26 protein-coding genes are annotated in these 25,933 nt (G+C 46.8%); 13 read left to right on the plus strand and 13 right to left on the minus strand.

Annotated features, from left to right (window positions below; genetic code table 11):
- Positions 1–308: 308 nt before the first annotated feature.
- The 4 genes from MST20_RS08590 to MST20_RS08605 all read left to right on the plus strand — a co-directional run bounded on the left by MST20_RS08590 (position 309) and on the right by MST20_RS08605 (position 4,459).
- Complete coding sequence (locus MST20_RS08590; RefSeq protein WP_243941555.1) at positions 309–971, plus strand: rhamnogalacturonan acetylesterase; 663 nt, start codon at positions 309–311, stop codon at positions 969–971.
- A gap of 114 nt (positions 972–1,085) precedes the next feature.
- The gene (locus tag MST20_RS08595) at positions 1,086–2,801 is read left to right on the plus strand and encodes an ABC transporter ATP-binding protein (RefSeq protein WP_243941557.1); all 1,716 of its coding nucleotides are present in this window, start codon (positions 1,086–1,088) and stop codon (positions 2,799–2,801) included.
- A 143-nt stretch (positions 2,802–2,944) separates the two neighbouring features.
- Positions 2,945–3,253 carry a PadR family transcriptional regulator gene (locus tag MST20_RS08600; protein WP_020453412.1) on the plus strand — a complete coding sequence of 103 codons (309 nt, stop codon included), beginning with the start codon at positions 2,945–2,947 and terminating at the stop codon, positions 3,251–3,253.
- 12 nt (positions 3,254–3,265) lie between these two features.
- The gene (locus MST20_RS08605; RefSeq protein ID WP_243941559.1) at positions 3,266–4,459 is read left to right on the plus strand and encodes a chromate transporter; all 1,194 of its coding nucleotides are present in this window, start codon (positions 3,266–3,268) and stop codon (positions 4,457–4,459) included.
- Between the two features lie 43 nt (positions 4,460–4,502).
- On the opposite strand, the gene prpB is transcribed toward MST20_RS08605, so the two are convergent.
- From prpB to MST20_RS08625, 4 genes are all read right to left on the minus strand, one after another.
- Entirely contained in the window at positions 4,503–5,420 is a 918-nt protein-coding gene (gene prpB, locus MST20_RS08610; protein WP_243941561.1) for a methylisocitrate lyase, read from the minus strand.
- 12 nt (positions 5,421–5,432) lie between these two features.
- A complete protein-coding gene (locus MST20_RS08615) occupies positions 5,433–6,872 on the minus strand; it encodes a bifunctional 2-methylcitrate dehydratase/aconitate hydratase (RefSeq protein WP_243941563.1) in 1,440 nt (479 codons plus the stop codon).
- A 36-nt stretch (positions 6,873–6,908) separates the two neighbouring features.
- Positions 6,909–8,024 (minus strand): citrate synthase, encoded by a 1,116-nt coding sequence (mmgD, locus tag MST20_RS08620; protein ID WP_243941564.1) that lies wholly within the window; start codon positions 8,022–8,024, stop codon positions 6,909–6,911.
- 78 nt (positions 8,025–8,102) lie between these two features.
- Entirely contained in the window at positions 8,103–8,774 is a 672-nt protein-coding gene (locus MST20_RS08625; protein WP_243941566.1) for a GntR family transcriptional regulator, read from the minus strand.
- 224 nt (positions 8,775–8,998) lie between these two features.
- Between MST20_RS08625 and MST20_RS08630 the strand changes: the two genes are divergently transcribed.
- The 6 genes from MST20_RS08630 (at position 8,999) to licH (ending at position 15,334) form a co-directional block, all read left to right on the plus strand.
- Positions 8,999–9,589: a DNA-3-methyladenine glycosylase gene (locus MST20_RS08630; protein WP_243941568.1), complete on the plus strand. Its 591-nt coding sequence runs from the start codon at positions 8,999–9,001 to the stop codon at positions 9,587–9,589.
- A gap of 326 nt (positions 9,590–9,915) precedes the next feature.
- The gene (locus tag MST20_RS08640) at positions 9,916–11,862 is read left to right on the plus strand and encodes a BglG family transcription antiterminator (RefSeq protein WP_243941571.1); all 1,947 of its coding nucleotides are present in this window, start codon (positions 9,916–9,918) and stop codon (positions 11,860–11,862) included.
- 126 nt (positions 11,863–11,988) lie between these two features.
- Positions 11,989–12,294, plus strand: a complete 306-nt coding sequence (gene licB / locus MST20_RS08645) for a PTS lichenan transporter subunit IIB (protein ID WP_003186297.1) — start codon at positions 11,989–11,991, stop codon at positions 12,292–12,294.
- A 14-nt stretch (positions 12,295–12,308) separates the two neighbouring features.
- A complete protein-coding gene (gene celB, locus MST20_RS08650; protein WP_165428381.1) occupies positions 12,309–13,661 on the plus strand; it encodes a PTS cellobiose transporter subunit IIC in 1,353 nt (450 codons plus the stop codon).
- A gap of 15 nt (positions 13,662–13,676) precedes the next feature.
- On the plus strand, positions 13,677–14,006 hold the full coding sequence (locus MST20_RS08655) for a PTS lactose/cellobiose transporter subunit IIA (RefSeq protein WP_043926908.1): 330 nt from the start codon (positions 13,677–13,679) through the stop codon (positions 14,004–14,006).
- Positions 14,006–15,334 carry a 6-phospho-beta-glucosidase LicH gene (gene licH / locus MST20_RS08660; RefSeq protein WP_243941573.1) on the plus strand — a complete coding sequence of 443 codons (1,329 nt, stop codon included), beginning with the start codon at positions 14,006–14,008 and terminating at the stop codon, positions 15,332–15,334. The genes MST20_RS08655 and licH overlap by 1 nt, the downstream gene beginning before the upstream one ends.
- Positions 15,335–15,436: 102 nt before the next feature.
- Here licH and MST20_RS08665 read toward each other — a convergent pair whose 3' ends face one another.
- From MST20_RS08665 to MST20_RS08700, 8 genes are all read right to left on the minus strand, one after another.
- A complete protein-coding gene (locus MST20_RS08665; RefSeq protein ID WP_243941574.1) occupies positions 15,437–16,699 on the minus strand; it encodes an MFS transporter in 1,263 nt (420 codons plus the stop codon).
- A 223-nt stretch (positions 16,700–16,922) separates the two neighbouring features.
- Positions 16,923–18,014 (minus strand): branched-chain amino acid aminotransferase, encoded by a 1,092-nt coding sequence (locus MST20_RS08670; protein WP_075751631.1) that lies wholly within the window; start codon positions 18,012–18,014, stop codon positions 16,923–16,925.
- Positions 18,015–18,185: 171 nt separating this feature from the next.
- Positions 18,186–19,355 carry a D-alanyl-lipoteichoic acid biosynthesis protein DltD gene (gene dltD / locus MST20_RS08675; RefSeq protein ID WP_243941576.1) on the minus strand — a complete coding sequence of 390 codons (1,170 nt, stop codon included), beginning with the start codon at positions 19,353–19,355 and terminating at the stop codon, positions 18,186–18,188.
- Positions 19,355–19,591: a D-alanine--poly(phosphoribitol) ligase subunit 2 gene (gene dltC, locus MST20_RS08680; protein WP_003186284.1), complete on the minus strand. Its 237-nt coding sequence runs from the start codon at positions 19,589–19,591 to the stop codon at positions 19,355–19,357. The genes dltD and dltC overlap by 1 nt, the downstream gene beginning before the upstream one ends.
- Positions 19,592–19,606: 15 nt before the next feature.
- Entirely contained in the window at positions 19,607–20,764 is a 1,158-nt protein-coding gene (gene dltB, locus MST20_RS08685; RefSeq protein ID WP_243941578.1) for a D-alanyl-lipoteichoic acid biosynthesis protein DltB, read from the minus strand.
- Positions 20,761–22,269 carry a D-alanine--poly(phosphoribitol) ligase subunit DltA gene (dltA, locus tag MST20_RS08690; protein ID WP_243941580.1) on the minus strand — a complete coding sequence of 503 codons (1,509 nt, stop codon included), beginning with the start codon at positions 22,267–22,269 and terminating at the stop codon, positions 20,761–20,763. The genes dltB and dltA overlap by 4 nt, the downstream gene beginning before the upstream one ends.
- Positions 22,270–22,283: 14 nt before the next feature.
- Positions 22,284–22,433, minus strand: coding sequence for a teichoic acid D-Ala incorporation-associated protein DltX (locus tag MST20_RS08695; protein ID WP_003186278.1), 150 nt, complete (start codon positions 22,431–22,433; stop codon positions 22,284–22,286).
- A gap of 252 nt (positions 22,434–22,685) precedes the next feature.
- Positions 22,686–22,805: a YjcZ family sporulation protein gene (locus tag MST20_RS08700; RefSeq protein WP_377902634.1), complete on the minus strand. Its 120-nt coding sequence runs from the start codon at positions 22,803–22,805 to the stop codon at positions 22,686–22,688.
- A 179-nt stretch (positions 22,806–22,984) separates the two neighbouring features.
- On the opposite strand from MST20_RS08700, the gene ywaC reads away from it, so the two are divergent.
- Positions 22,985–23,623, plus strand: coding sequence for a GTP pyrophosphokinase YwaC (gene ywaC, locus MST20_RS08705; RefSeq protein WP_031314764.1), 639 nt, complete (start codon positions 22,985–22,987; stop codon positions 23,621–23,623).
- A 30-nt stretch (positions 23,624–23,653) separates the two neighbouring features.
- On the opposite strand, the gene MST20_RS08710 is transcribed toward ywaC, so the two are convergent.
- Positions 23,654–23,851: a Ger(x)C family spore germination C-terminal domain-containing protein gene (locus MST20_RS08710; RefSeq protein WP_347880866.1), complete on the minus strand. Its 198-nt coding sequence runs from the start codon at positions 23,849–23,851 to the stop codon at positions 23,654–23,656.
- A 262-nt stretch (positions 23,852–24,113) separates the two neighbouring features.
- Between MST20_RS08710 and MST20_RS08715 the strand changes: the two genes are divergently transcribed.
- Both MST20_RS08715 and MST20_RS08720 read left to right on the plus strand, forming a co-directional pair.
- Entirely contained in the window at positions 24,114–24,299 is a 186-nt protein-coding gene (locus MST20_RS08715) for a hypothetical protein (protein ID WP_065644425.1), read from the plus strand.
- Positions 24,300–25,661, plus strand: a complete 1,362-nt coding sequence (locus MST20_RS08720) for an MFS transporter (RefSeq protein WP_243941584.1) — start codon at positions 24,300–24,302, stop codon at positions 25,659–25,661.
- Positions 25,662–25,933 lie beyond the last annotated feature (272 nt).

Consider the following 25,933-nt stretch of genomic DNA (forward strand, 5'->3'; position numbering starts at 1 on the left):
AGTTCCTCCTAAATGCAATGTTAATGTAGTAGAGGACGTCCTATTATGTTCAAGAAAAGGTAGAAACGAGATCGCGATCAACTATATTCCTTTTCTTGTTTATTTAATCTATCACCATTTACCAGCCAAGTAAATATTTTTAGATAAATTTCTAAAAAAAATTAGTATAAATTGATAGTTTTCTGTCAATTCATAGCCTTTTTTATAAAAAGGAGTCGTATAAAGAACAAAATGGTTAAAAATGTATATTGGGTTGCGATTCTTTAAGGGGCGTTTTAATATAAAACAAAAAGGAATGAGGGGGCTGGATGATGAGAGACGTTCAGTTGTTTTTGGCCGGTGATTCAACGGTTTGCGATTATGATAGCGACAGGGCGCCGCGTGCAGGCTGGGGACAGAAAATTGGCGCGTTTTTAAGCGTCAGTGTTTTGATCCGCAATGAAGCGGCATCAGGGAGAAGCTCAAAAAGCTTTATTGAAGAAGGCAGGCTGGAGCGAATCATGACACAGATCCGAAGCGGCGATTATTTGTTTGTCCAGTTTGGTCATAACGACCAAAAGCCGGATGATCGCTATACAGAGCCATACACAACTTACAAGCAGCATTTGCGCCGGTATATAGATGACGCCCGGTTAAAAAAAGCCAATCCGGTCCTCATTACACCGGTCCAGAGAAGATCATTTGAAAGCGACGGCCGGTTCAAAAATACCCACGGAGACTATCCTGATGCGATGATACAGCTTGCGGAAGAGCTTCGGGTGCCGCTCATCGATCTCGCCTTCAAAAGCCGTCAATTGCTTGAATCGCTGGGACCCGAAGCTTCCAAAAAACTGTTTTTATGGCTTGAACCGGGGGAACACCTCAACTATCCGGACGGAGCCAGGGATGACACCCATTTTTGCGACTACGGGGCAAACGAAATCGCTAAACTGGTTGCACAGGGAGCAAAAGAAACGGGAATTCCTTTATAAAACAGTCTACTTGAGAATAATTTTCAATTATTTTTCGGAATTTTTGCACTACCTATGCAAAACTATGATACGATCAATCTCGTAAAGATTCTCAAAAGGAGTGCACATCATCTTATGATACGCCGCTTTTTTTCATACTATAAACCTCATAAACGTCTGTTCTTCATTGATTTCAGCAGTGCGATCATCGTCGCACTGCTTGAGCTGGCTTTTCCCCTAGTCGTTCAGTGGTTCATCGATACGCTGATTCCCGGGGGAGACTGGCTTGAAATTGTCTGGGTAAGCATCGGCCTCTTACTGATTTATTTGCTCAGCACGGGCTTGCAATACATTGTCAATTATCTCGGGCATAAGCTCGGCATCAACATCGAAACGGATATGCGCCAGGAGCTTTTCCAACATGTACAGCGCCAATCTTTCCGCTACTTTGACAATACAAAAACTGGACATATCATCAGCCGCATCACAAATGATCTGTTTGATATCGGAGAGCTGGCCCATCACGGACCGGAAGATTTGTTCATCGCCGTGATGACCTTTTTAGGTGCATTTTGGATCATGCTGACGATTAATGTGAAGCTTGCTTTGGTTGCTGTTCTGTTTGTGCCGTTATTGATTATTTTAATCACTTATTCAAATATCAGGATGAACCGCGCTTGGCGCCAGATGTACAGCGAAATCGCCGATGTTAACGCCCGGGTTGAGGACAGCGTTTCAGGCGTTCGCGTCGTTCAATCTTTTACGAATGAGCGCTTTGAGATTTCCCGGTTTTTAAAGAACAATCAAAAGTTCCGCAAGGCGAAGCTGAAAGGCTACAAAACGATGGCTCTCACGACTGCCGGGACCTTTTTGATGACGCGGCTGATGATTCTGGCAGTGCTTGTGTACGGAGCTTGGCTCAGTTTTTCCGGGAATATGTCCTACGGGGAATTCGTCGGGTTTGTTCTTTATGTCAACGTGTTGTTTAAGCCAATTGATAAAATCAGCGCCATTTTGGAGCTTTATCCGAAAGGAATGGCAGGATTTAAGCGGTTTACGGAGTTGATCGATACAAAGCCGCAGATTGTCGACCGCAAAGATGCGATTGATGTTCCGGAGTTGGAAGGAAACATCGTCTTCAAGAATGTGACGTTCGGCTATGAAAAACATAAACCCGTCCTGCAAGGTGTCGATCTGTCAATTACAGCCGGAGAAACGGTCGCTTTTGTCGGCCCTTCGGGAGCGGGTAAAACGACGATCAGCTCGCTGATTCCGCGTTTTTACGATATAGACGGCGGGGCCATCACAATTGACGGCATCGATATTCGCGATATGACAAAACGTTCTCTCCGTTCGCAAATCGGCATCGTCCAGCAGGATGTGTTTCTTTTTACGGGGACGCTCCGCGAAAACATCGCCTACGGAAAACTGGATGCGACAGATGAAGAGATTCAGCGGGCCGCTAAAATGGCGCATTTGGAACAGCTGATCGAGTCGCTCCCGGACGGTTATGAGACCCAGGTCGGCGAAAGAGGGCTGAAGTTGTCAGGGGGCCAAAAGCAAAGGATCGCAATCGCCAGGATGTTTCTTAAAAATCCGCCGATTCTCATATTGGATGAAGCCACATCAGCACTTGACACAGAGACGGAGCAGGTGATTCAAAACGCTTTGACAGAGCTCGCAAAAGACAGGACGACGCTTGTCATCGCTCACAGACTTGCCACGATCCGCAATGCCGACCGGATTGTGGTCGTGACAGAAAACGGAATCGCAGAAGAAGGAACACATGATGAACTGGTTGAGCGCGGCGGTATTTTCGCGAATCTTCATCGTGTACAGTATCAGTCGTAAATGTTTGAAACAGGCAAGCCCATGTTTGGGCTTGTTTTTTTAAGGGCAAAAGACCTTGAAAAGAGAGAGAACCGATGCTACACTTTCGTTATAAACTATCGATATCGGATTTCGATATTGGATTTCGTTAAGGGGGTGCGGTATTGGAAGATAAAGTATTGCGAAAGCTATTTCTGGGATTTATTCAAATTCATATTTTGCACCATGCCAGCGAACATCCGATTTTCGGATTGTGGATGCTAGAGGAATTGAAAGAGCACGGATATAACATCAGTGCGGGAACGCTGTATCCGATCCTTCATTCAATGGAATCTGACGGACTTCTTCGAAAAGAAGAACAGAATGTGGACGGGAAAATCAGAAAATACTACTCAACCACGGAAAAAGGAGCAAGCGTACTGAAGGAAGCAAGGTTGAAAGCATATGAACTTTTTAAAGAAATTAAAGAATAGAGGAGTGGAATGATGACAAAGCATAAAGCGGACAGAAGCTTGAGGTCGCTGCTTGACATTCTATTCGTTTCAACCAGGCTTGGGTTGACATCGTTCGGAGGACCGATCGCCCATTTAGGATATTTTCATGCCGAATATGTCCGCAAAAGAAAATGGATGGACGAAAAAAACTATGCCGATCTGGTCGCTTTATGCCAGTTCCTGCCCGGCCCTGCCAGCAGCCAGGTGGGGATCGGAATCGGTGTCATGCGAGCTGGCATCATTGGAGGCATCCTAGCGTTCATCGGGTTTACTCTCCCATCTGTCATAGCACTCGTATTATTTGCCATGATTCTGCAAGGCTTCGATATCGGGACAGCCGGCTGGATTCATGGGTTGAAAATCGTAGCCGTAGCCGTAGTCGCCCATGCCATTATAGGGATGGCGCAAAAGCTGACACCTGATAAAAAGCGCAAGGCGATCGCGCTGTTTGCTCTAGTCGCCACCCTTCTCTGGCAGACGGCTTTTACACAGGTCGGCGTCATCCTGCTTGCCGCTTTCGCCGGTTATCTGATCTATAAAGAGCAAGCTGAAACGGATGATTCCGTCATGCGGTTTCCTGTGTCGCGCCGGTTTGCGGCGATTTGTCTCAGCTTGTTTTTCGGGCTTCTCATGCTGCTGCCGGTGCTCAGAGAAATGACATCTTCCGGCTGGATTGCTATGTTTGACAGTTTTTACAGGTCGGGTTCTTTGGTCTTCGGAGGAGGGCATGTGGTCTTGCCGTTATTAGAACGGGAATTTGTACCGACGGGATGGTTAAGCGAAGAGGCTTTTCTAGCCGGGTATGGAGCCGCTCAAGCTGTCCCGGGGCCTTTGTTTACATTCGCTGCATATCTTGGTGCGGTGATCAGCGGCTGGCAAGGCGGATTGCTCGCCACAGCGGCGATTTTTCTGCCGGCGTTCCTGCTGATTCTGGGGACGCTGCCCTTCTGGGATACGCTGCGCCGCAATCCTAAAGTAAAAGGCGCTTTAATGGGAGTGAATGCAGCCGTTGTGGGAATGTTGATTTCCGCATTTTATCATCCGATCTGGACCAGCTCGATATTGGCGCCGATCGATTTTGCATTCGCCGCGGTTTTGTTCAGCCTGCTTGTCTACTGGAAGCTCCCGCCATGGATCATCGTTGCGGCCGGTGCTGCCGGCGGCGCGTTGATGCAGCTGCTGTAAATGGAGAAGGCTGCCGACAATTTCGGCAGCCTTTTTTCGCGTATCAACGATGTTCTTTTCCGATTTCGGGAAGCACCGTTTTGGCGATATTTTCGTCCAGTTTTTCATAGTCGTAGTAATGAATCGCATCGTATAATTCTTCGCGCGTCTGCATGTCATTGAGTACACCCTTTTGCGTGCCTTTTTCGAAAATTTCCGCGAAGACCCGTTCATAAGCTTTCGCGGCAGCGCGCAGGGAAGTCACCGGGTAAATCACCATGCTGCAGCCGAGCATTTGGAATTCGTCCGCCGTGTAATAAGGCGTTTTTCCGAATTCGGTCATATTGGCGAGGAGCGGCGCTTTAATGGAGGAGGCCATTTCCTGGAATTCGGCGGCGCTCGTTAATGCTTCCGGAAAGATGGCATCGGCTCCCGCGTCGGCATATAAATTGGCGCGTCTGACGGCGGCTTCCATCCCTTCCGCTGCTCTTGCGTCCGTGCGTGCCACAATGACGAGCGAAGGGGCGGTTTCTTTTATCGCTCTAATTTTTGCGATCATGTCTTCTGCCGGGACAAGCGTCTTTCCGTTTAAATGTCCGCATTTTTTAGGCAGCTGCTGATCTTCGATTTGAACGGCTGCGACCCGGCTCTCAGCCATTTCAGCCGCTGTGCGTGCCGCATTTAGGACACCGCCGTAGCCGGTGTCGATATCGACCAAAAGCGGAAGATTTGCGGCTCTCACAAGTTCGCTGGCTTTTTCAGCGATTTCCTGGGAGTGAATCATTCCGAGATCAGGGAGCCCGCGGCTTGCCGTGTAGGCTGCCCCGGAGAGATAGAGCGCTTTGAAGCCGATGTTTTTTGCGGTAATGGCTGCCATCCCGTCATGAACCCCGGGTATTTTCAAAATATCAGGCGCTTTCATCAGCTTTCTGAATGCAATGGCCAGTTCTTCCTGAGTTGATTGTTTCGAGACAATCCACATATTCAACACCTCCTAAATCACAAACAATTCCATAAAGTCCGGCACAGGTGTACCGCTTAATTGGCGAGGATCGTTCAGCAGGGCGTTGATTCGCTCCGCTTGCCCCGCCGGAAAGCGCGTTTTTAAGTTATTGATAAATTTATCTTTTAACAGCGGGATGCCTTCGTTGCGGCGGCGCCGATGACCAATCGGGTATTCGACCGCGATTTTTTCCGAGTGTGTGCCGTCTTTGTAGAACACTTGAACAGCGTTGGCGATCGAGCGTTTTTCCGGGTCGAGATAATCGGTAGAATACTGTTTGTTTTCGACTGTCGTCATTTTTTCGCGCAGCCTGTCGATCTCCGGATTTTGCGCGGTTTCGTCTTCGTAATGGTCAGCGGTAATATCGCCGTAAATCAGTCCGATCGCTGTTATATACTGAAGACAGTGATCACGGTCAGCCGGATTGTGTAATTCTCCCGTTTTGTCGATAATCCGGATGGCCGATTCGTGCGTCGTGATCACGATTTGATCGATCTCATCAAGTCTGTCCTTCACTTCAGGATGAAGCCTGATCGCGGCTTCAGCAGCCGTTTGAGCATGGAATTCCGCCGGATATGAAATTTTAAAAAGGACATTTTCGATGACATAAGAGTCGAGCGGTCTGGAGAGCGTCAATTCTTTTCCGCCGAATAGGACATCCTGAAACCCCCACATTGGAGCGGACAAAGCGGTTTTATATCCCATTTCGCCTTTCAAGGTCATCATTGCGAGCCTCACGCCGCGGCTTGTCGCATCACCGGCTGCCCATGACTTTCGCGAACCGGTATTCGGAGCGTGGCGGTACGTCCGCAGGCTTGAATTATCGACCCAGGCTTGGGAGACGGCGTTGACAACATCCTGTTTTGTCCCCCCCAATAGTGAGCATGCCACAGCAGTGGAGGCGACTTTTACAAATAGCACATGGTCAAGCCCGTTTCTGTTTAAGCTGTTCTCGAGAGCAAGAACGCCTTGGATTTCATGAGCCTTCACAATTGCCGTTAATACATCGTGAATGGTAAGCGGTTCCTTGCCCGCCGCGAGCCGCTGCCTGCTGACATAGTCAGCGCAGGCTAAAATCGCTCCAAGGTTATCTGACGGGTGGCCCCATTCGGCTGCCAGCCATGTGTCATTATAATCGAGCCAGCGGATCATGCAGCCGATATTGAAGGCTCCGTGAACAGGATCGAGCTCAAATTGCGTTCCCGGGACGCGGGTGCCGTTCGGGACGACGGTACCCGGGGCAATCGGACCGAGATGTTTGGCGCACTCCGGATATTTGAGCGCCAAAAGGCCGCAGCCCAGTGTATCCATTAAGACGTAACGGGCGGTTTCAATCGCTTCTTCGCTTGAAATCTTGGCATTTACCGTATAGTCTGCGATCTCTTCCAGCAATTGATCGCAATGTTGGAGCGTTTGACTTTCTGTTTTCATAACATTTATCTCCCTTCTTTCTGAATCAAAGGCGAACTATGGATGAAGATGACGCGGTCCGGTATAGTGAACTCTCGGGCGGAACAGCCTGTTGTCTTCGTGCTGTTCAATGACATGTGCGCTTAGACCGACCGAACGTGCCGCGAAAAATATCGGAGTATAGAGGTCGATCGGTATGCCGAGCAGATAATAGACCGGAGCCGCATAGTAGTCGAGATTCGGATACAGGCCTTTTTCTTCGCGCATCAGCTTTTCGCCGGCATCGCACATCTCATATAAATCCTGTCTTCCGGTTTTATGAGATAGCGAATAGAGCGCCTTTTTCAGCAGGGCTGCGCGCGGGTCCATTTTTTTCATATAGACGCGGTGCCCAAAGCCCATGATTTTTTCTTTTCTGCTTAACTTATGCTCAATCAGCTTGCAGAAGCCCGACTTTGTTTTTCCTTCGAGCAGCATGTACATCACTGCTTCATTCGCGCCGCCGTGCAAATGTCCTTTAAGCGATGCCGCGGCGCCTGTGAAAGCACCGTATATGTCTGTGTTTGTCGATGCGATGACCCTTGCTGCAAATGTGGAGTTCGGCATTTCGTGCTCGCTGTACAGCATTAATGTTTGATCAAAGACGGCTGTTTCTTGCGGAGTCGGTTCTTTTTCCGTCAGCATGTATAAAAAGTTCTGGCTGAATGAAAGCTGTTTATCAGGCGTGATGACATTTTTCTGGTGAAGGATGCGGTAGCTGTTGGCGGTAATATTCGGAACCTGTGCGATCAAGCGCAACGCTTTGCTTCTGTTTGCTGATGGAGACCTGTCATTCAATTCGGGATCATATCCTGCCAAAGCGGAAATCCCGGTTCGAAGGGCATCCATCGGATGGGTGTTATTCGGAAGCGCCTTCAGAATGGTATAGATTCCGCCGGGCAGTTCATACGAATTTTTTATAGCGCTTTCAATTCCTTGCAATTCCATTGGATCAGGCAGTTTATTTTGAAGGAGAAGATAGACGAGGTCAAGATATGTTTTTTGTTCTGCAAGTTCGATTAAATCATAGCCTTTAATGACGATTTGTTCCGCTTCCGTATCTAAGTAGGAAATGTTTGTTTCCCCAGCAATAACGCCTTCTAATCCCGGTTTAAATACACCTTGTTTGCCCATTTTTCCACCTCTTATTCGTTTTTTAACTTTTGTGTCAAAAAAAACGTGCTGTGAGAATGGCATTGGCTTTTCGGCGGATTAGTATGAACGTTCCAGCGTTTCTTCAATGGAACGCAAGCTTCGTTTAATGTGGGAACGCATGGCGGCTTCTGCCAAAACGCTGTTTTTTTCTTTGACGGCATTAAAAATGTCCAAATGTTCATTGAAAGATACAGACGGTTTGTAGTCAGGATTTTTGTATCCGCTGATTCTGCGATACCGTTCAATCCTGCTTTCAAGCTGATCCAGAAAACGTTTTGCGGTTGCATTTGTGCTGATGGCGTGCAAGATGGAATGAAATTCTGATCCGTACTTGACCGTATCTGTTTTGCGGCCCTTTACGGCAGCCAGTTTCATCAGTTCGATGCGGTCTTCAAGCTGATGAAGGGTCTCCGGCGTCACCAGCTGTGCGGCTTCGGCAGTGAGCAGTCCTTCAAGCGCTTCCCGAACTTTAAAAACCTCTTTCGCTTCAGCGAGCGAAATCGGGCATACGCGAAGCCGGCCGTTCGGCTGTTTACTGACTAATCCTTCAAGCTCCAGCCGGTAAAGAGCCTGGCGAAGAGGCGTTCTGCTGATGTTTAAACCCTTTGCAAGACTGTCTTCAGCAAGCTGTTCAGAGGGAGGGTATTCAAGTTCGATAATTTTCGTTCTTAATTCGTTGTAAGCGTAATCACTTGCAGACTGTCTTTTGACTGGATTTGAAGAGTGCATGAAAAAAGCTTTCGCCTCCTTTTTTCAGAATATAATTATTATTGTATACAATAATACAGATATGTCAATGTCATCCACGAAAGACCGAAAAATAAAATCAATGAAGATCATCCTCTCAATCAAGGCGCCTTCATTTCTGGCATCCCGTCTGTTGAAAATGGTAAAATATATCACAATCGACAAAGAGGCGTTTCGCCTTAGAGCAAAAAGGAGGCCGTCCAAAAATGAATCCAGCTCACGAACCTCTTCCGCTCGAATTTTACAACAAACCAACAATCGAACTCGCCCAATCCCTGTTGGGCTGTCTGCTCGTCAAAGAAACAGAAGAAGGGACTGCTTCAGGATATATTGTGGAGACAGAGGCTTATAAAGGGCCCGGAGACAGAGCGGCGCACAGCTACTGCAACCGCCGGACGAAACGTACGGAAATCATGTATCATGAAGCCGGAGTGGTCTATACGTACACCATGCACACCCACACACTCATCAATGTTGTAAGCGGAGGGGCCGATGAACCTGAGGCCGTGCTGATCAGAGCGCTTGAACCCCATGAAGGCCTCGCGCTGATGGAGAAGCGTAGAAGCGGAAAGAAACCGCGCGATTGGACGAACGGACCGGGAAAGCTGACAAAAGCGCTTTCCATCACGATGAACGATTACGGCAGACCGCTGACAACGCCTCCGCTTTATATCGCAAAAGGGTATGAACCCCAGGACATTTTAAGCGGTCCGCGAATTGGCATTGACAACTCAGGAGAAGCGAGGGAATACCCTTGGCGATTCTGGATAAAAGGAAACCGCTACGTCTCAAGATAGTTAAAAGGTTTGGCTCCCGTTCAACAGGGAAAACAGTAAAAAAACAGGAGGGAGCCAAGCTATGAAAAAAATGTTTAAAAGCGCCGTCAAATGGGCGCCTGTCATCTATCCGATCGCATGGAAAATCATCAAAAACCGAAGAGAGAAAAAGAATCTGAAAGCCGGGTAAACCGGCTTTTTTTCTTGGAAAAAGGCCAAATTGACTTGAAAGCGCAACCATAATAGAATTTACTTAACTATGAGACAAATTTCACAAAAAGAATGAATATACCTCAGTGTATAGGTTTGGTCTCGATTCAAGTATCTTAGTGGGAGGGTCTTTTTCTATGCTCAATGCTCGGCTTAAGCTTATCCTCGGCGAATTGATAGGAGCAGAATCACCGTTAACCAGCACATATTTGGCCAATGAGCTAAATGTGACCTCTCGGACGATCAGGTCAGATGTGAAAGAATTAGACCGGCTTCTCTCCAAACACGGCGCTGCCGTCCAATCGATTAGAGGTGCAGGCTATCGGCTCTCCATCAAGAATGACCGCCTCTTTCGCCAGCTTCTGCAGCACACATTTCATGAAGAGCTTTCTACTCCCGTTTTTCCGAATGAGCGTATTCTCTATTTATTAAAAAGGCTTCTCTTAACTGAGGAGTATGTCAAACTTGAAGATTTAGCCGGTGAGATGTTTATCAGCAAATCGACGGTCCAAAACGATATGAGAGATGTGAAGAAAAGGCTCAAACCTTACGACATTGAACTGAAGATCAAACCGAATTACGGCTTTAAGCTGAAGGGAGATGAGATGAAGCTGCGATCCTGCATCGCAGAGCACCTTTTTCCAAAGCGGGAAACGGATACTGATATTATGAACACCCGGATATCCATTCTTCCAAAAGAAGAGCTTGCTATGATCCGTCAGACGATTTTAGAAAAAATAAGCGAAGATCACATTTCTCTTTCAGATATCGGACTAAACAACCTTCTCATCCACGTCGCCATTGCATGCAAACGCATCCGCAGCGGAAAACATGTTTCTCTTTATTCCACAGATGTAAAGGAGGTTATGAATCATAAAGAATATGAAGTGGCGAGGGCGATTGTCCGCACTCTTGAACAAAAGCTGCAAGTGGGCTTTCCGGAAAAAGAAACAGCCTACATCGCCATTCATCTGCTTGGCGCGAAAAGGACGGTTATGGCCTCCATTCGCAGCGATACAATCGAAAACATGATGGATGAAGAGACAGACCGGCTGACGCAATTGATTATGAAAGCCATCGATCAAAAATTGACCCTCGGCATTGGGAATGACAAAGAATTGAAAATCGGTCTCGGTCTTCACCTGAAACCGGCTCTGAATCGCTGCAGATACGGCATGAATATCAGAAATCCGATGCTGGACGCAATTAAAGCCAATTATCCCCTCGCATTTGAAGCCGGGATTCAAGCCGGTGAAGTCATCAAAAAAGAGACGGGATTTGACATTCAGGAAAGCGAGGTCGGCTATCTCGCTCTGCATATCGGCGCAGCCATGGAAAGACGCAACATGAACAGGCCCTCAAAACGCTGTATGATTGTCTGTGCGTCAGGAGCCGGAAGCGCCATGCTGCTTCAAGACAGACTGCGAGCAACATTCGGTTCAAAGCTTGAAATTCTTGGAACGGTTGATTACTACAAGCTGAATCTAATGTCGCTCCATGCACTCGACTTTGTCATCAGCACCATACCGCTGTCCGCTGAGCTTCCCATTCCGGTGATTCAAGTAAACGCCATATTGGGAGGGGGGGATTTAACGAAAATAGAACAAGTGCTTGCCGAAGATGACGGAATCGCTTCGACATATACGAAAAAAGAACTCGTCTTTTTGCAGGAAAGCCTGTCTTCCAGAGAGGAGGTCCTCCGCTTTCTGTGCGGAAAAGTGACGCAATCCGGGCTTGCAGACGCGGGGCTTGAAGCCTCCGTCTTTGAACGGGAGGCCGTTGCGCCCACTTGCTTCGGCAATCTGGTTGCGATTCCGCATCCGATGACACCAAAAACCGATTCGACTTTTTGGGCGGTTTGCACGCTGCAAAAACCGATAGTCTGGGAGAATAAGAGGGTTCAATTCGTTTGCCTTCTTTGCGTGGAAAAGGACAATACAGCAAATTTGCAAGAGATGTACAAATTTTTGGGCCGTGTTTTAGATGACAGGGCGATTGTCCGGGAACTTCTGAAATGCAAAACGTACGGGGAGTTTATGTCCGTCTTCAAAAAAAGCGGGCCGGCTCATCGATATGCTAAATAAAGATGTCCCCTTGTCTTTTTTCCTCTTCGCTGAGGAAAATCATTAAGTGTATATGAAAACGGTTTCATTATATGATAGAACTGTAAAAGAGATCAGACACGATAAGTAAAAGGGGGACATTTGAACATGAATATCTTATTAGCTTGCGCTGCAGGAATGTCAACGAGTCTGCTTGTGACGAAAATGGAAAAAAGTGCAGAGGAACAAGGCAAAGACTATAAAATCTGGGCCGTTTCCGGCGGAGAGGTTCAGAATCATATCGATAAAGCCGACGTCTTGCTTCTTGGCCCGCAAGTCCGTTACATGCTCCCGCAATTAAAAAAATTAGGAGAATCGAAAGGTGTACCCGTCGATGTCATCAATACGGTCCATTACGGAACTTGTAATGGAGCAGAAGTGTTAAAATCCGCCGAACAGCTTGCCGGCTCTTAAAGGAGGCGGCACAAGTGAATAAGTTTAATGCGTTTTTAGAGGAGAAGGTCATGCCGGTTGCCGGCAGAATTGCCGCTCAGCGCCATTTGCAGGCTCTCAGAGACGGTATTATTCTGACCATGCCATTAATCATTATCGGATCGCTGTTTCTCATCTTAGCCAATTTGCCGATTCCGGGATATCCGGAATTCATGGCAGGGATTTTCGGCGAGCAATGGGCTGATAAATTAAGCTACCCGGTTAATGTCAGCTTTGACATTATGGCGCTGATCGCAACGTTCGGCATCGCCTACCGCCTGGCCGAGAAATACGACATTGATGCTCTGTCATCAGGCGCCATTGCCGTAGCAGCTTTTCTGCTTGCGACCCCATACCAGATTCCGTTCACACCTGAAGGCGCAACAGAGGAAATTTTAGTGTCAGGCGGCATCCCGATTTCATTAATGGGAAGCAAAGGTCTGTTTGTCGGCATGCTGATCGCGATGTTCTCGACTGAGGTTTACCGCTGGGTCGTTCAAAAGGATATTGTCGTCAAAATGCCGGACGGCGTACCGCCGGCTGTCAGCAAATCATTTATCGCTCTGATTCCGGGATTCGCCGTTATCGGCTCGATCTGGGTGGCGCGTCTTTTAATTGAAATGACGCCGTTTGAAAGCCTCCATAATGTCGTCAACGTACTTTTAGGCACACCTCTGTCCATCCTTGGAGGCAGTCTCGGCGGAAGCCTTGTCGCCGAAACTGTGAAAATGCTGCTGTGGTCCTGCGGCCTTCACGGAGCAAACATTGTCGGCGGAGTGATGTCGCCGATCTGGTACGGTGCGATGGACGAAAACCGTCTTGCTTTCCAAGCCGGTGAAGCGCTCCCGAACATCTTTACGACACAGTTTTTTGAGATTTGGGTTAACATCGGCGGAAGCGGCGCCACTTTGGCTTTGGTCATTACGATGTTTGTTAGAGCGCGAAGCAAACAGATGAAACAGCTCGGCAGACTAGCCATCGGTCCCGCTATTTTTAACATCAACGAACCGATTATTTTCGGCATGCCGATCGTCATGAATCCGATGCTGCTGATTCCGTTCATCGTGTCGCCGCTGTTAATGTTAACGGCAACCTATATTGGAATGAGTACAGGTCTTGTCGCAAAGCCTGCCGGGATTGCGGTGCCGTGGACAATGCCGCCCGGCTTTTCCGGATATTTAGCAACAGGAGGGAAAATTTCCGGAGCGGTCATGCAGCTGATCAATCTGTTGATCTCGTTTGTCGTATACTATCCGTTCTTTAGAATGTGGGATCAACAAAAGCTGAGAGAAGAGAGCGAACTGGAGGCCGGGACGGCCGTAAGCGACGGTCAACAGGCCAGTGTATAGAAAAGGGGTGCCAAGATGTCCGAGGAATTGGAACGAACGATATTTCAAATTATCCTTCACGGAGGAAACGGCAGGAGCTTTTGCATGGAAGCGATAGCCGAAGCCAAAAAGGGAGATTTCGCCGCTGCAAAAGAAAAGATTCGGGCAGCTGACGAAGAACTGATCAAGGCGCATCACTTTCAGACAGCTTTGATTCAAAATGAAGCGAAGGGGACGAAAACCGAACCCTCACTTCTCATGATTCATGCGCAAGATCATTTAATGAATGCGATGACCATGAAAGATTTGGCCGCGGAGATTGTCGAGCTGTATGAAAAAATGAATGTCCACGGAGGTGTCAATTGATGAATAAAGGATTGAAAATCGTAACAATTGGCGGAGGTTCTAGTTATACGCCCGAGCTTGTCGAAGGATTAATCAAACGACATGACGAACTTCCGGTCAGCGAGCTTTGGCTCGTCGATATACCGGAAGGGGAAGAAAAACTCAATATCGTCGGCACGCTGGCGAAGCGAATGGTCGAAAAAGCGGGCGTCCCGATCGAAATTCATCTGACGCTCGACCGCAGAGAGGCTTTAAAAGATGCTGATTTTGTCACGACGCAATTCCGCGTCGGTTTGCTCGAAGCGAGAGCAAAAGATGAACGAATTCCATTAAAATACGGGGTGATCGGACAGGAAACAAATGGACCGGGCGGTCTTTTCAAAGGGCTCCGCACCATTCCGGTTATCCTTGAGATTGCAAAAGACATCGAAGAACTGTGCCCTGACGCGTGGCTTGTCAACTTTACCAACCCGGCAGGCATGGTAACTGAAGCACTGCTCCGCTACTCTAATTTGAAAAAAGTCGTCGGGCTCTGCAATGTGCCGATCGGCATGAAGATGGGGGTTGCAAAAGCGCTCGATGTTGATGAAAGCCGCATAAACATTCAATTTGCCGGATTAAATCATATGGTGTTCGGACTCGACGTTTTCCTGGACGGTGTCAGCGTCAAAGACAAAGTGATCGAAGCGATGGCAGATCCCGAAAATGCGATGACGATGAAAAACATCTCCGGAGAATCGTGGGAACCCGACTTTATCCGGGGCCTCGGCCTGATTCCGTGCGGCTACCACCGCTACTACTACAAAACGCAGGAGATGCTCGAACATGAACTGGAGGCTTCAAAAACGGAAGGAACGCGTGCAGAGGTCGTTCAGCAAGTTGAAAAGGAACTGTTTGAGCTGTATAAAGATCCGGAGCTGGCGATCAAACCGCCCCAGCTTGAAAAGCGCGGCGGGGCATATTACAGTGATGCCGCCTGCAACTTGATCAGCTCGATTTATAATGACAAGCACGACATTCAGCCTGTCAACACGATGAATAACGGAGCGATCGCAAGCATTCCGGATGACTCCGCAGTGGAGGTCAACTGTGTCATGACGAAAAACGGGCCGAAACCGATCGCGGTCGGAGATTTGCCTGTCACCGTGAGAGGTCTTGTCCAGCAAATCAAATCATTCGAACGCGTTGCGGCTGAAGCGGCTGTTACAGGTGATTACAACACCGCGCTTGTCGCCATGACAATCAACCCGCTCGTTCCGTCCGACAAAATTGCGAAACTAATACTGGATGAAATGCTTGAAGCGCATAAAGCGCATCTTCCGCAGTTTTTTAGATCTGTAGAAGCATAGGAATAAAATTGAGGTTCCGGTGTGTCAGCCGGAACCTTTTAATAGATATAGGCGCCGCCGTTTCCGAATGGCCCGGCGAAACAGCGGCCGTCCCATTCATGCTTACATATTTGCGCTTGCTTCTTTTTCTTTGACCAGATCTGACTGCCGGGCTTTGGCAAGCTGAGTGAAGATGAGGATGCCGATGCCCGCAATGATTTCGATGAAGCCGCCGATTGCGATCACGCTTCCCGCGCCAAGCGTTTTTGCGGCATATCCGCAGGCAATTGCCCCTAAAGGAAGCGATAGATTTGTGATCATATGGATGACTGCGAACACTTGAGGCTGGTCATCCCCTTCGACAGATGTCTGGATAATCGTGAATTCGGGGACATTGATCGAGCTGATGGCTGCTCCGAATGCAAAGGCGGCGAGAAATACGAGCGGCAGAAAAGTATTCAGTCCTGCGATAAAATAAGCCGCACCTTCAAGAATGCCTGCCGTGATGAAAAGGAGTCCGTACTTGTTGATTTTTACTTTTGCAAGGATAAAACCGAGTGAAAATGCTCCTCCTGCCGTCGTAGCCTTCAGCAGCGAGTGGATGAACGGCGTTCCGTTTAAATCCTCTGCAACATATACCGCAGAAAGGGCTTCCCATGGTGAAGCCGCCAGGTTCATGAAGATGCAATAAATCGCCAGCGGATATAATATTTTGTGGTTTTTCACTAATGTAAATCCTCTTTTTAATCTCGCAAAATATGTACCTCTTTGAGCAGGAGACTTAGATTGTGATTGATTCCGGGTGATGGTGTATTTGATGCAAAGCACGAATAGGCCCGATATGATATAAAAGATAAATGAAAAGACCAAAGTCGTTGCAGGGCCGATAAAAGTCAGCAGCACTCCGCACAATGTAACGGCTCCCAGCCTGATGACTTCTGAAGAAGACTGGAGAATCGCGTTGGCTTTTTGGATGAGATTTTCGTTCACGATCTGCGGAATCAGCGTAATCGACGCCGGGTTATAAGTCGCACCTGTTGCCGAATGGATGATCATGAGCCCTAAAACAAACCACATCGGTGAAAAGCCGTTTAAGTAGCAAATCGGTATTGTAATGACGACGGCTGCTCTTGTTAAATCCGAAAAATACATCCAGAATTTCAGGGCGCTTCTTTTGACTAAAGGCCCTGTAACCGGCGCCAAAAAGGCTTCGGGGAGGAAAGTGACGGCAAGAAGCAGGGAGGTACCGATTGCACCTTTTCCGTCAAAAATTAAGAACCATAAAATAGAGTTGAAGGCAAAACAGTCAGCCGAGATTTTGATTAGCCTGGAGATGAAAAGGAACGTGTAATTCTTTTCCCAGACGCTCAATTTTGTTTGATCCATTGTTCAGCGTCCTTTCTTGATTTGCATGTTACATGAGAACGGATAATCTCTCCTTTACGGTATGGTTATTGATAATTTTAACATAAAATATATAAAATGGAATCGTTTTGTGCGGAGGATTGACTAGGCGGAATGAAAAAGATGGGGAGCGGTGTGGAAACCGCCGGCACATTTCGCGATAAGGGTGCAAGCCCTCTTTTTTGCAAAAGAGAGCTTAAACCGCTTAGCAGGACTGGCTGACTTTATCAACTTCAACTGTCCAGCCGAATGTGTCTGGCAAAGCGCCTTTTTGAATACCGGTGATCGTTTGGTAGAGCCTTTTGGCGATTTCGCCTGTTTGCCCGCTGTTGATCACAAGGCTTTCGTCTTTCCAGATCAGCTCGCCGACCGGGGAAATGACAGCGGCGGTTCCGGTGCCGAACGCTTCTTCAAGCAGGCCGTCTTTGTGAGCCTGAACCAGTTCATCAACTGAAATTTTTCTTTCGGTTACGGAAAGTCCCCATTGTTTTAATAAATGGATGACGGAATTTCTCGTAATGCCTTCCAAAATGCTTCCGTTCAGAGCCGGAGTGATAATTTCACCGCTGATTTTGAAGAAGATGTTCATGCTGCCTACTTCTTCAATGTATTTCTTTTCAACTCCGTCAAGCCAAAGCACTTGCGAGAAGCCTTTGCTTTCCGCCACTTCCTGAGCCTTCAGGCTCGCCGCGTAGTTTCCGGCCGTTTTCGCATTGCCTGTACCGCCTGCCACAGCACGGACAAATTCGCTTTCAACGGCAATTTTCACAGGGCGGATGCCTTCTTTGTAATAAGATCCGACCGGCGATAAAATGATCAGCATTTTATACATATTGGACGGGGCGACGCCGAGGTACGGTTCCGTTGAAATAATGAACGGACGGATATAAAGGGATGTCCCCTCAGCTTGAGGAATCCACTCTTTGTCGATCTGAACCAGCTGCTTCAGCCCTTCCAGAACGGTGTCAGGATCAACCCGCGGAATGCAGAGGCGGTCGTTGGATTTATTGAGTCTCTCGAAGTTTTTTTCAGGTCTGAACAGAAGAACTCTGCCTTCGCTTGATAAGTAAGCTTTTAACCCTTCAAAAACGGACTGCCCGTAGTGGTAAACCATTGCCGCCGGGTCCATTTCAATCGGCTGATAAGGAACGATTCTCGGATCGTGCCAGCCGTTTTCAGCCGTATAGTCCATGATAAACATGTGGTCGGTAAATGTCCGGCCGAATTCGAGCCGGTCAGCCTCTGGTTTTTGCTTTTTTGCTGTACTGAGCTGTACGCTGATCGTTTGTTTTGTCATATTCATTCTCCCTGCCGTTTCTAGTCTTTTTCCAAAAAATATTTATCTTCTATTTTAAACCTTCTCTTGATAATCGCAATAGATTTCAGAGAAATTTGTAAAATAGAATTTTTGGAAACTTTAAAAATTTAAATCGGGCAAAAAAAGGACTCCCCATAGGGGAATCCTTTTTTATGATTGTTTTTTATAAAAGGATTCGATCTCCTGATCGACGTAAACCCAGCCTTTCCAGCCAAGGTGGAGCGTATCTTTCAAGAAGTATGGATCATATTCATGATTCGTTAAATCAGCAACTTGAAAGCCTTCTTGTTCGATTTCTTTTTTAATCTTTTTATAGAAATCTGTCCGGCCTTTTTTAGGGAAGCCGGTATAGTCGTAAAACTTGCCGTGGACCGGAACCGAGATGAACAGCGGTTCTGCGCCGGATTCTTTCAGAACATCCATCATGAGATGGAAATCGTGGAACTCGACTGACTCGGCGTAGTTCATCTTTTTATTGTGGCCTTTAAGCTTTTTCAGCTTCGCCTTCAATTTCTTATAAACGCCGTTTGAGATTTTAAACTCATTTTTGCGCGATTCTTTGGCGCCGACCTTTTCGGCCATCTGCTTTAATTCATCCCACGATTTGTTTTTTACATCCTGGGAAATGGTCCGCTTCGGTCCGTTTCCTTCAACCATGGAATAGTAGATATCCTTTTTCTCCAGAATGCTCCGGTAAGCTTTTGCCGGCGGCGTCAGAAGAGACAGCGCCACTTTGTCCTGATCGAGCTCGGCTTTAAAAAGGGCTGAAAGCAGAGCGTCATTTGTAACTGCATGAAATTTAAGCATGCGTTTGATCATTTTTTTCTTCAGCTCGGGATCGACATTTTGATTGAACACAAGATCGTATGCCTGCAAAGCCGAGAAGTTCGGCGCAAAGTGGGCTTCGTCTGAGCCGTCTTTTTGAAACCACTGCGGAGAAATAATGAAAACGATTTTTTTGCCTTTTAAATGATCAGACTGCGCCGCAAAGTTGATTGCATGAATCAAGGACTGTGAACCGCCTTTCCCGACCAGGTAAGGCGTGAACCCTTGATTGTTTACTTTAAAATAGTTAGACGGATGAAAGGCATCTAACCGGGACAATTCCGATGAACCGTAAATCGGCAGATATTTCGGATCTTCAAGCGCTTTGCCTTGAAGATACATACCCTGGAACATCATCGGGTTTATTTCTGTAGCTGAAGTTTCGACGCGATCTTTAGGAACCAGCTTTGCCAGCCATGCATTTGGGATCAAGATCGCGGTGAAAAAAAGTAAAAATGCCAAGATGATTGGCCCGAATAAAAAACGCTTTTTCATTATCTCAACTCATTCAGCTGCTTTATGATTTGATTTGGCGTGTTCCATGCATCCCGGTCAAACTCTGTAATCGGCACTGTGATGTTAAAGTGGCTTTCGAATGCGAGCAGCAATTCCACCGTGCCGAAGGAATCGAGGATTCCTTCTTCGAAAATATCAATATCCGGATTTTCCTTTACGATATCGTCCTGACATACCTCTGCTAAAACTGACAGTACTTCTTGATTAAAATCCATTATGAAAATCTCCTTTTAGTGTATTAGTTTCCCTGAGAAAATTAAAAATCCAAAACATACGAAGTGGAAGGTCACCACAATTGAGACGGCTGTCGTCCACTTATTGTTCGGCCACCACTTGTGCTTCTTATTCCATTTTTCAAAGAAGTTAAAGCCGACCATGAGCAGCGCGTGATACAGCCCGTAGACGATGTACTGAGGGGCAAGGCCGTGCCAGACGCCCATCAGAAGGAACAGCAGCACATATCCGATATTGGAAACAGCCATCCGGTTTGTGATCCATTTTTTCTTCGTCATCCAAAGGACAAAGCGCATGAACACGTAGTCCCTGAACCAGAAGGAAAGCGACATATGCCAGCGGTTCCAGAAATCTTTAATATTGCGGCTGATGAACGGCTTATTAAAGTTTTCAGGGGATTTGATTCCCATGATATAGCTGACGCCGACGGCAAAAGCCGTGTAGCCGGCAAAATCAAAAAACAGATAAAGGCTGTACGCATACATGTATGCCAATCCATGTGAGATGCTGCCGGAAGTCAAAAACGGCAGTTTCATAATGACATACGTATTAATGCAATAGCCGATAATGAATTTATATAAAAAGCCGAGAAAGATTTTATTGATTCCTTTGTAAAGCAGTTCTTCGTATTGCTCCTTCGTCCATACCGTCTGATCGTCTTTTTCAAAACGGCGGTACCTGTCGATCGGACCTGACGAGATAGTCGGAAAAAAGAGAATAAAGTAAAGCAGTCTGCTGATTGGGAGCTGCTTTTTAATGAGACCGTCGCGGGTTTCAATGATGAGCTGAACCCCTTTAAAAGTTAAATACGAGATTCCGAGAAATGTTGCCCAGTTGTCAACGGCGAAAAACGGCAGCAGCTTTGACAGTGCCAGAGGCAGGATAGAAGCTGCTGCAGCGAGACAAAATACGATGCCGCTGTTCGCTTTGAGACGGTAAGCGATATAGCCTTTGATCAGAACCACCTGCCAAAGCGTAAACAGACACAGCATGATCAGCCCGTGCAGGCTGTTTGAAAAAATAAGCGCCAGAACCAGAACGGAAACCGCCATGTTATATAAGCGGAAGCTTTTTCCGTTCAGTCCGAGAATGATGGTCGGCGCCAGTAAAATTCCTAATATAATGAAGAAAAGAAATGAACCATAGGGCGTCATACGGTTACCTCTTCTTTTAATCTCTTGCGGTCGATTTTACCGTTTGCTGTCATCGGAATCTCTTTTTGATACATGAATTTTCTCGGAATCATATAGGCAGGCAGCTTGCTGCCCAAATCTTTCTTAATCGCGCTGGTTAACTGGTATTCCTTTTCAAAATCGTGTTCGGCAGGCACGATCATGGCGATCAGATACTCGATTTTCTCCTCGCGGTAGAATGGAATAACGACCGCCGACTGCACGAATCGGGACTGATTGATTTGATATTCGATCTCTTCAAGCTCAATCCGGTAGCCATGCAGTTTGATTTGGAAATCGAGTCTTCCGAGGAAGAACAGCTGGCCGTTTTCTTTGTACCCTGCGTCACCGGTGCGATAAGCAGGGGCGCCGTTGTAAGAGAAAAACGCTTTTTCCGTCAGCGCTTTTTCCCCTAAATAGCCTTTGCTGACGCTGGCTCCGGTAATAATGATCTCGCCTTTTTCCCCGTCTTGGACGGCTTTTCCGTCTTCATCGATGATCACGATCTCGGTTTCCGGCTTTTCAGAACCGACGGGCAGAGAAGAATACTTGTTTAATACGTCGTCTGTTACTTCGATGGAAGTAACGGCAACGGTCGCTTCGGTCGGGCCGTATGTGTTAAAAACACGAGCCTTCGGAAATCTCTCTTTAAGCTGTCTGGCGACTGACGCCGGAAGCGTTTCTCCGCAGAACATAAACAAGCTCAGCTCAGGAAGCAGCTCTTCAGAATAAGACGGATCCATCAAGCACATTTGTGCGAATGAAGGCGTCGATGTCCAGACGTTGACGTTGGACTGTTTCAGCGCTTCAAACAACAATTTCGGCCGGTTAATCATATCTTTCGTAACCGTCCATAATGTGCCTCCGGACTGCAGGCAAGGGTAAAGATCCATCACAGATAAATCAAAGGAAAACGGGGCTTGATTTAAGAACACTTGGCCGCTTTCCACCGGAAAGTCATTCGTGATCCAATCTGTGAAGCTCTGAAGATTGTCGGCTGAGATTTGCACGCCTTTTGGATTTCCCGTGCTTCCGGATGTGTAGATAATGTAAAAGGTATCTTCACCATCTACCCAGCGTGCGGGATCTGTCTCCGGCACCCCGTCTCCTTCAAGAACGCCCGGTTCTACAACGGAAATGAGGGCGTCTCCCGTGTCAACCGAAGTGCCTGAGTTATTGAGTAAAAGCTCGGCTTTTGAGCTGTTGATGATTTTCAGAATCCGGTCTGCCGGAATCGATACGTCAACTGGAATGTACGGATGGCCGGCTTTCACGCAAGCCAGGAAAGAAACCGCCATGACCGGTTTCATATGTCCGTAGACAATGATCGGAGAAGCCTCTGTTAAAGCTTCGCTTTGAATCCGTGCGGCAAGGCGCTCAGATTGTAACCAAAGCTCTCCGTATGTCAGCTTTTCTTCTTCATTCACAAAAGCAAGGGTATCGGGTTGTGTTTGCGCGTATTTTTTAATTGTTTCTATCAGTTTCATTGTTTTTTTCTCCATTAAAAGTCATTATAAATATATGAACCTGTATTTGCTGTATGGAATCCGTAAATTAAAAACAGCAGCACGAGAATAAGAAAGTAATAGGAAGTGTTGAGCAGCCACTTCATTGTTGTTTTTTCATACAACATTCTTAGCTTATTTAACATTGATCTTTTCCTTTCCGTTATTGAATTGCCTTAACAACAGTATAAGACGAAAATGTTATATAAAAGTTTCATTTGTGGGAGAGTTTTATTTCTGAGCGCCGTCAGCTCAGAGCCTATCCTATTATAAACATTTTTTGTTATTGTGGAAATAAATTCTTTTTAAATCACAAAAAAACAGGCTCATATGAAAAGCGGAGCGCCTTTCGATATGAACCTGCAGTTTGTCGGAAGAAGGCTTCGTGCGTGAAGGAATTAATACCTTACAAACGCGGAACCCACAATGATCAGCAAAATAAATAATACAACAATTAAAGCGAAGTTTTTAGAGTATGACATATCATCACCTCCGTAATAAGTGGTAATACAGAATATGAAAGTTTTATGACTTTTGAAAGGGAAATAAATTTAAAAAAGTAGAAAATGATCAACCAGGCCACTTTTTGATCTTGCGCTATAAGTCGAAACTTTACTGTGGATTTGCCCGTCTACTAACTGAAAAAACGAAATGATGTCATAAGGAGAAAAATATGATGGATATGGCGATAGATAAGATGATAGGACTGCCTGAAGCCCAGATAGAAGATTTGAGAAACCTGATGGAGGACTGGAAGAACGAACTCCTCGTCTATAAATTTGCCTTGGATCAAATGGATACGAAGTTTTCGATTATCAGCCAGGAATATAATTTAATCCACGGCCATAACCCGATTGAGCATACGAAATCAAGGGTGAAAAGCTTTGAAAGCCTGATCAACAAGCTTGTGCGGAAGGGCTGCGATATTACGACAAAGGCCGCTAAGGAGCACATCAATGATATCGCGGGTCTCAGAATCGTCTGCTCGTTTTTATCCGACATTTACAATATGGTTGAAGTGCTGAAGGAACATGAAGACATCAAGATTTTAAAAATGAAAGACTACATTAAAAATCCGAAGCCGAACGGATACAGAAGTCTCCACCTGATTGTAGAGGTGCCTGTTTACTTGACCAACCGCGTCGAGCACGCCAAGGTGGAGATTCAAATCAGGACGATCGCGATGGATTTCTGGGCGAGCCTCGAACATAAAATCTACTACAAATTGAACAATGAAGTGCCGAACCAGCTCACGGATGAGCTGAAAGAAGCGGCTGACATCGCGAACTATCTGGATGAAAAGATGCTTCATATTCGAACAAAAGCGGATCAATAAAAAGCAGCCGGGCATTTTTTAGCCCGGCTGTTATTTTTTTCTGCCGCTTGAACCGAAGTTGTCAATGTTGATATCAACATCATATGTAATATCGGATTCGGCGAAAAGCTCATCCCATTTCCCTTTCACTTTTTCCCATTCCCGCGGATACTGAATTCTGTACTTTTCCCCGAATTTCAAGACGTCCGCCCGGTATTCGTCCTGCAGTTTGCCGAGCGCGCTCTTCATCCACACTTTGACCTGATCTCCGGCAAGACGCTCGGCTTCTTTCAGCTTTTTGTTTTGGAAGGCATGGCCCGGCGACGCCTTCGAGCTCTTCTTTTGTCAGCGTACTGATAAGTTTTTTGAATCTTTCACTATGCCAGCTCCGTCAAATACGTTTTTCAACTAAAAGAAAAGAGGAAGAACGCTCCTTTGTATCAAAGGTTATGACTGTCATGAATCGAAAAAACAAAACAAGAAAATGATAAGAGCATGAGGAGGTCTAAAAATGAAATCGGATATTGAAAAACTTGCGGAATGCGGTTTGCAATACGGAGCGGCAGCGATGATGCACCGGGAGTCGCAACGGCTTGATGCTGCTTTATACGGGGCCGTCGGCAGTGCTTTCGGCCGTGATGCGGGTGCGGGCGGTAAAGCGGACGGAGCTGGCGAAAGGCTGCTTTACGCTAACTAAATGGCCGGGCTGAAAAAGAACCGCGCCCTGTTTTTAACAGCCGTTGCATCCGGGACGATGCTGAATCCGCTCAACTCTTCAATGATTTCTTTGGCGCTGCACAGTATCCAGCATGAGTTTCACCTTTCATTTGCAACCGTATCGTGGCTGATTTCATCTTTTTATTTGGCCAGTGCGGTCGCACAGCCTGTCACAGGAAAAATCGGCGATTTAATCGGCCGGAAAAAGATGTTTTTGTCAGGGCTTGTTCTCGTTGCAGTATCGGCAATCGGCGCTCCTCTCGCACCGGCTTTTTCCGTCTTATTGATCATGCGTTTGTTTCAATCGATTGGGAGCGGCGCCATTTATCCTTCGGGAGTGGGGCTGATCAGAAGCCACATTCATGAAAAGCGGGCGTCCGCACTCAGTGTGCTGTCCATTTTTTCTTCGGCTATGACCGCTTTTGGACCGACTGTGGGGGGATTTTTAATCGTTCTCGGGGGATGGCCCGCCATTTTCCTCGTGAACTTTCCATTTATTTTGTTCAGCTTTTTGCTGGGGATGTATATGTTTCCGAAAGATGAGAAAAAAGCCGGCTTAAATGTCCGCGCCGTCATCAAGCGGCTTGATCTGACCGGGATTCTTCTGTTTGCGGGCGGAATCGTTCTCCTGCTGGCATTCCTGCTCTCATTGAGCACGGGCGAGCCCCGTTTTGCCGAGGGGATGTTCGGGCTTGTCTTGCTTTTGATGTTTGTTTGGTGGGAGCTGAGAGTGAGCAGCCCGTTTATTGATATCAGACTGTTGATCGCGCGCAGGACGCTAACTTCGGTCTATGCTCAATTTATTATGCTGAACATCTTTAACTACTGTTTGTTTTTTGGACTTCCGAGTTATTTTCAGGATGAAATGCACCTTTCCGTTCAAACGAGCGGTCTTTTGATGCTGTTCATGTCCGGGACGAGCGTATTGATTTCGCCTTTTGTCGGGACATGGATTGACCGTTCAGGTGAAACCCAGCCCGTTTTAATTGGTTCTTGCTTAATGGCGGCCGGCGCTATCCTGCTCACATTGTTTTTTGTCGATGCACCGATGTTGTGGAAAGGCATCATCCTCTCTTTGCTGGGGGTCAGCTACGGCCTTGGCAATGTCGCCCTGCAGGCTGCCATGTTTACGGCAAGTCCGCCGGACATCGTCGGGACCACTTCGGGGCTTTTCCAAACATGCCGCTATCTTGGCTCGATCTTTTCGTCTGTCATTCTGGGTCTGTTGTTTGGAGAAGAAATAACCGCGGGTCATTTTCAGGATCTGGGGGTGGTCATGATTGTGGTTGCCATCGGCAGCGTTTTGATGAGCTTCAGGTTTATTAAGCTGATGAAGGGTTGAAAAATGGAGCGCGAGATGCGGCTCCATTTTTGCTTCTCATAGATCCGAATGCTTGATTTGAAGATTGCACTTTGGCAATGGCAAAAGCGAAGAGGGAAAACCGAAAACTGGTATTAATTGCTTATTGAATGTTCTTAACGCTTCTTCTTTTTGATCACAGCTGTAATGATCATATAGACTATAAAGATAGTGAATAGCTGAATAAGGAAGGGAAACACAATCCATCATCTCCTAATAAATTTAAATATAAAAAACGTTGACTGTTGCAATAA

The organism is Bacillus sp. B19-2 (genome assembly GCF_022832475.1).
GTDB lineage: Bacteria > Bacillota > Bacilli > Bacillales > Bacillaceae > Bacillus > Bacillus paralicheniformis.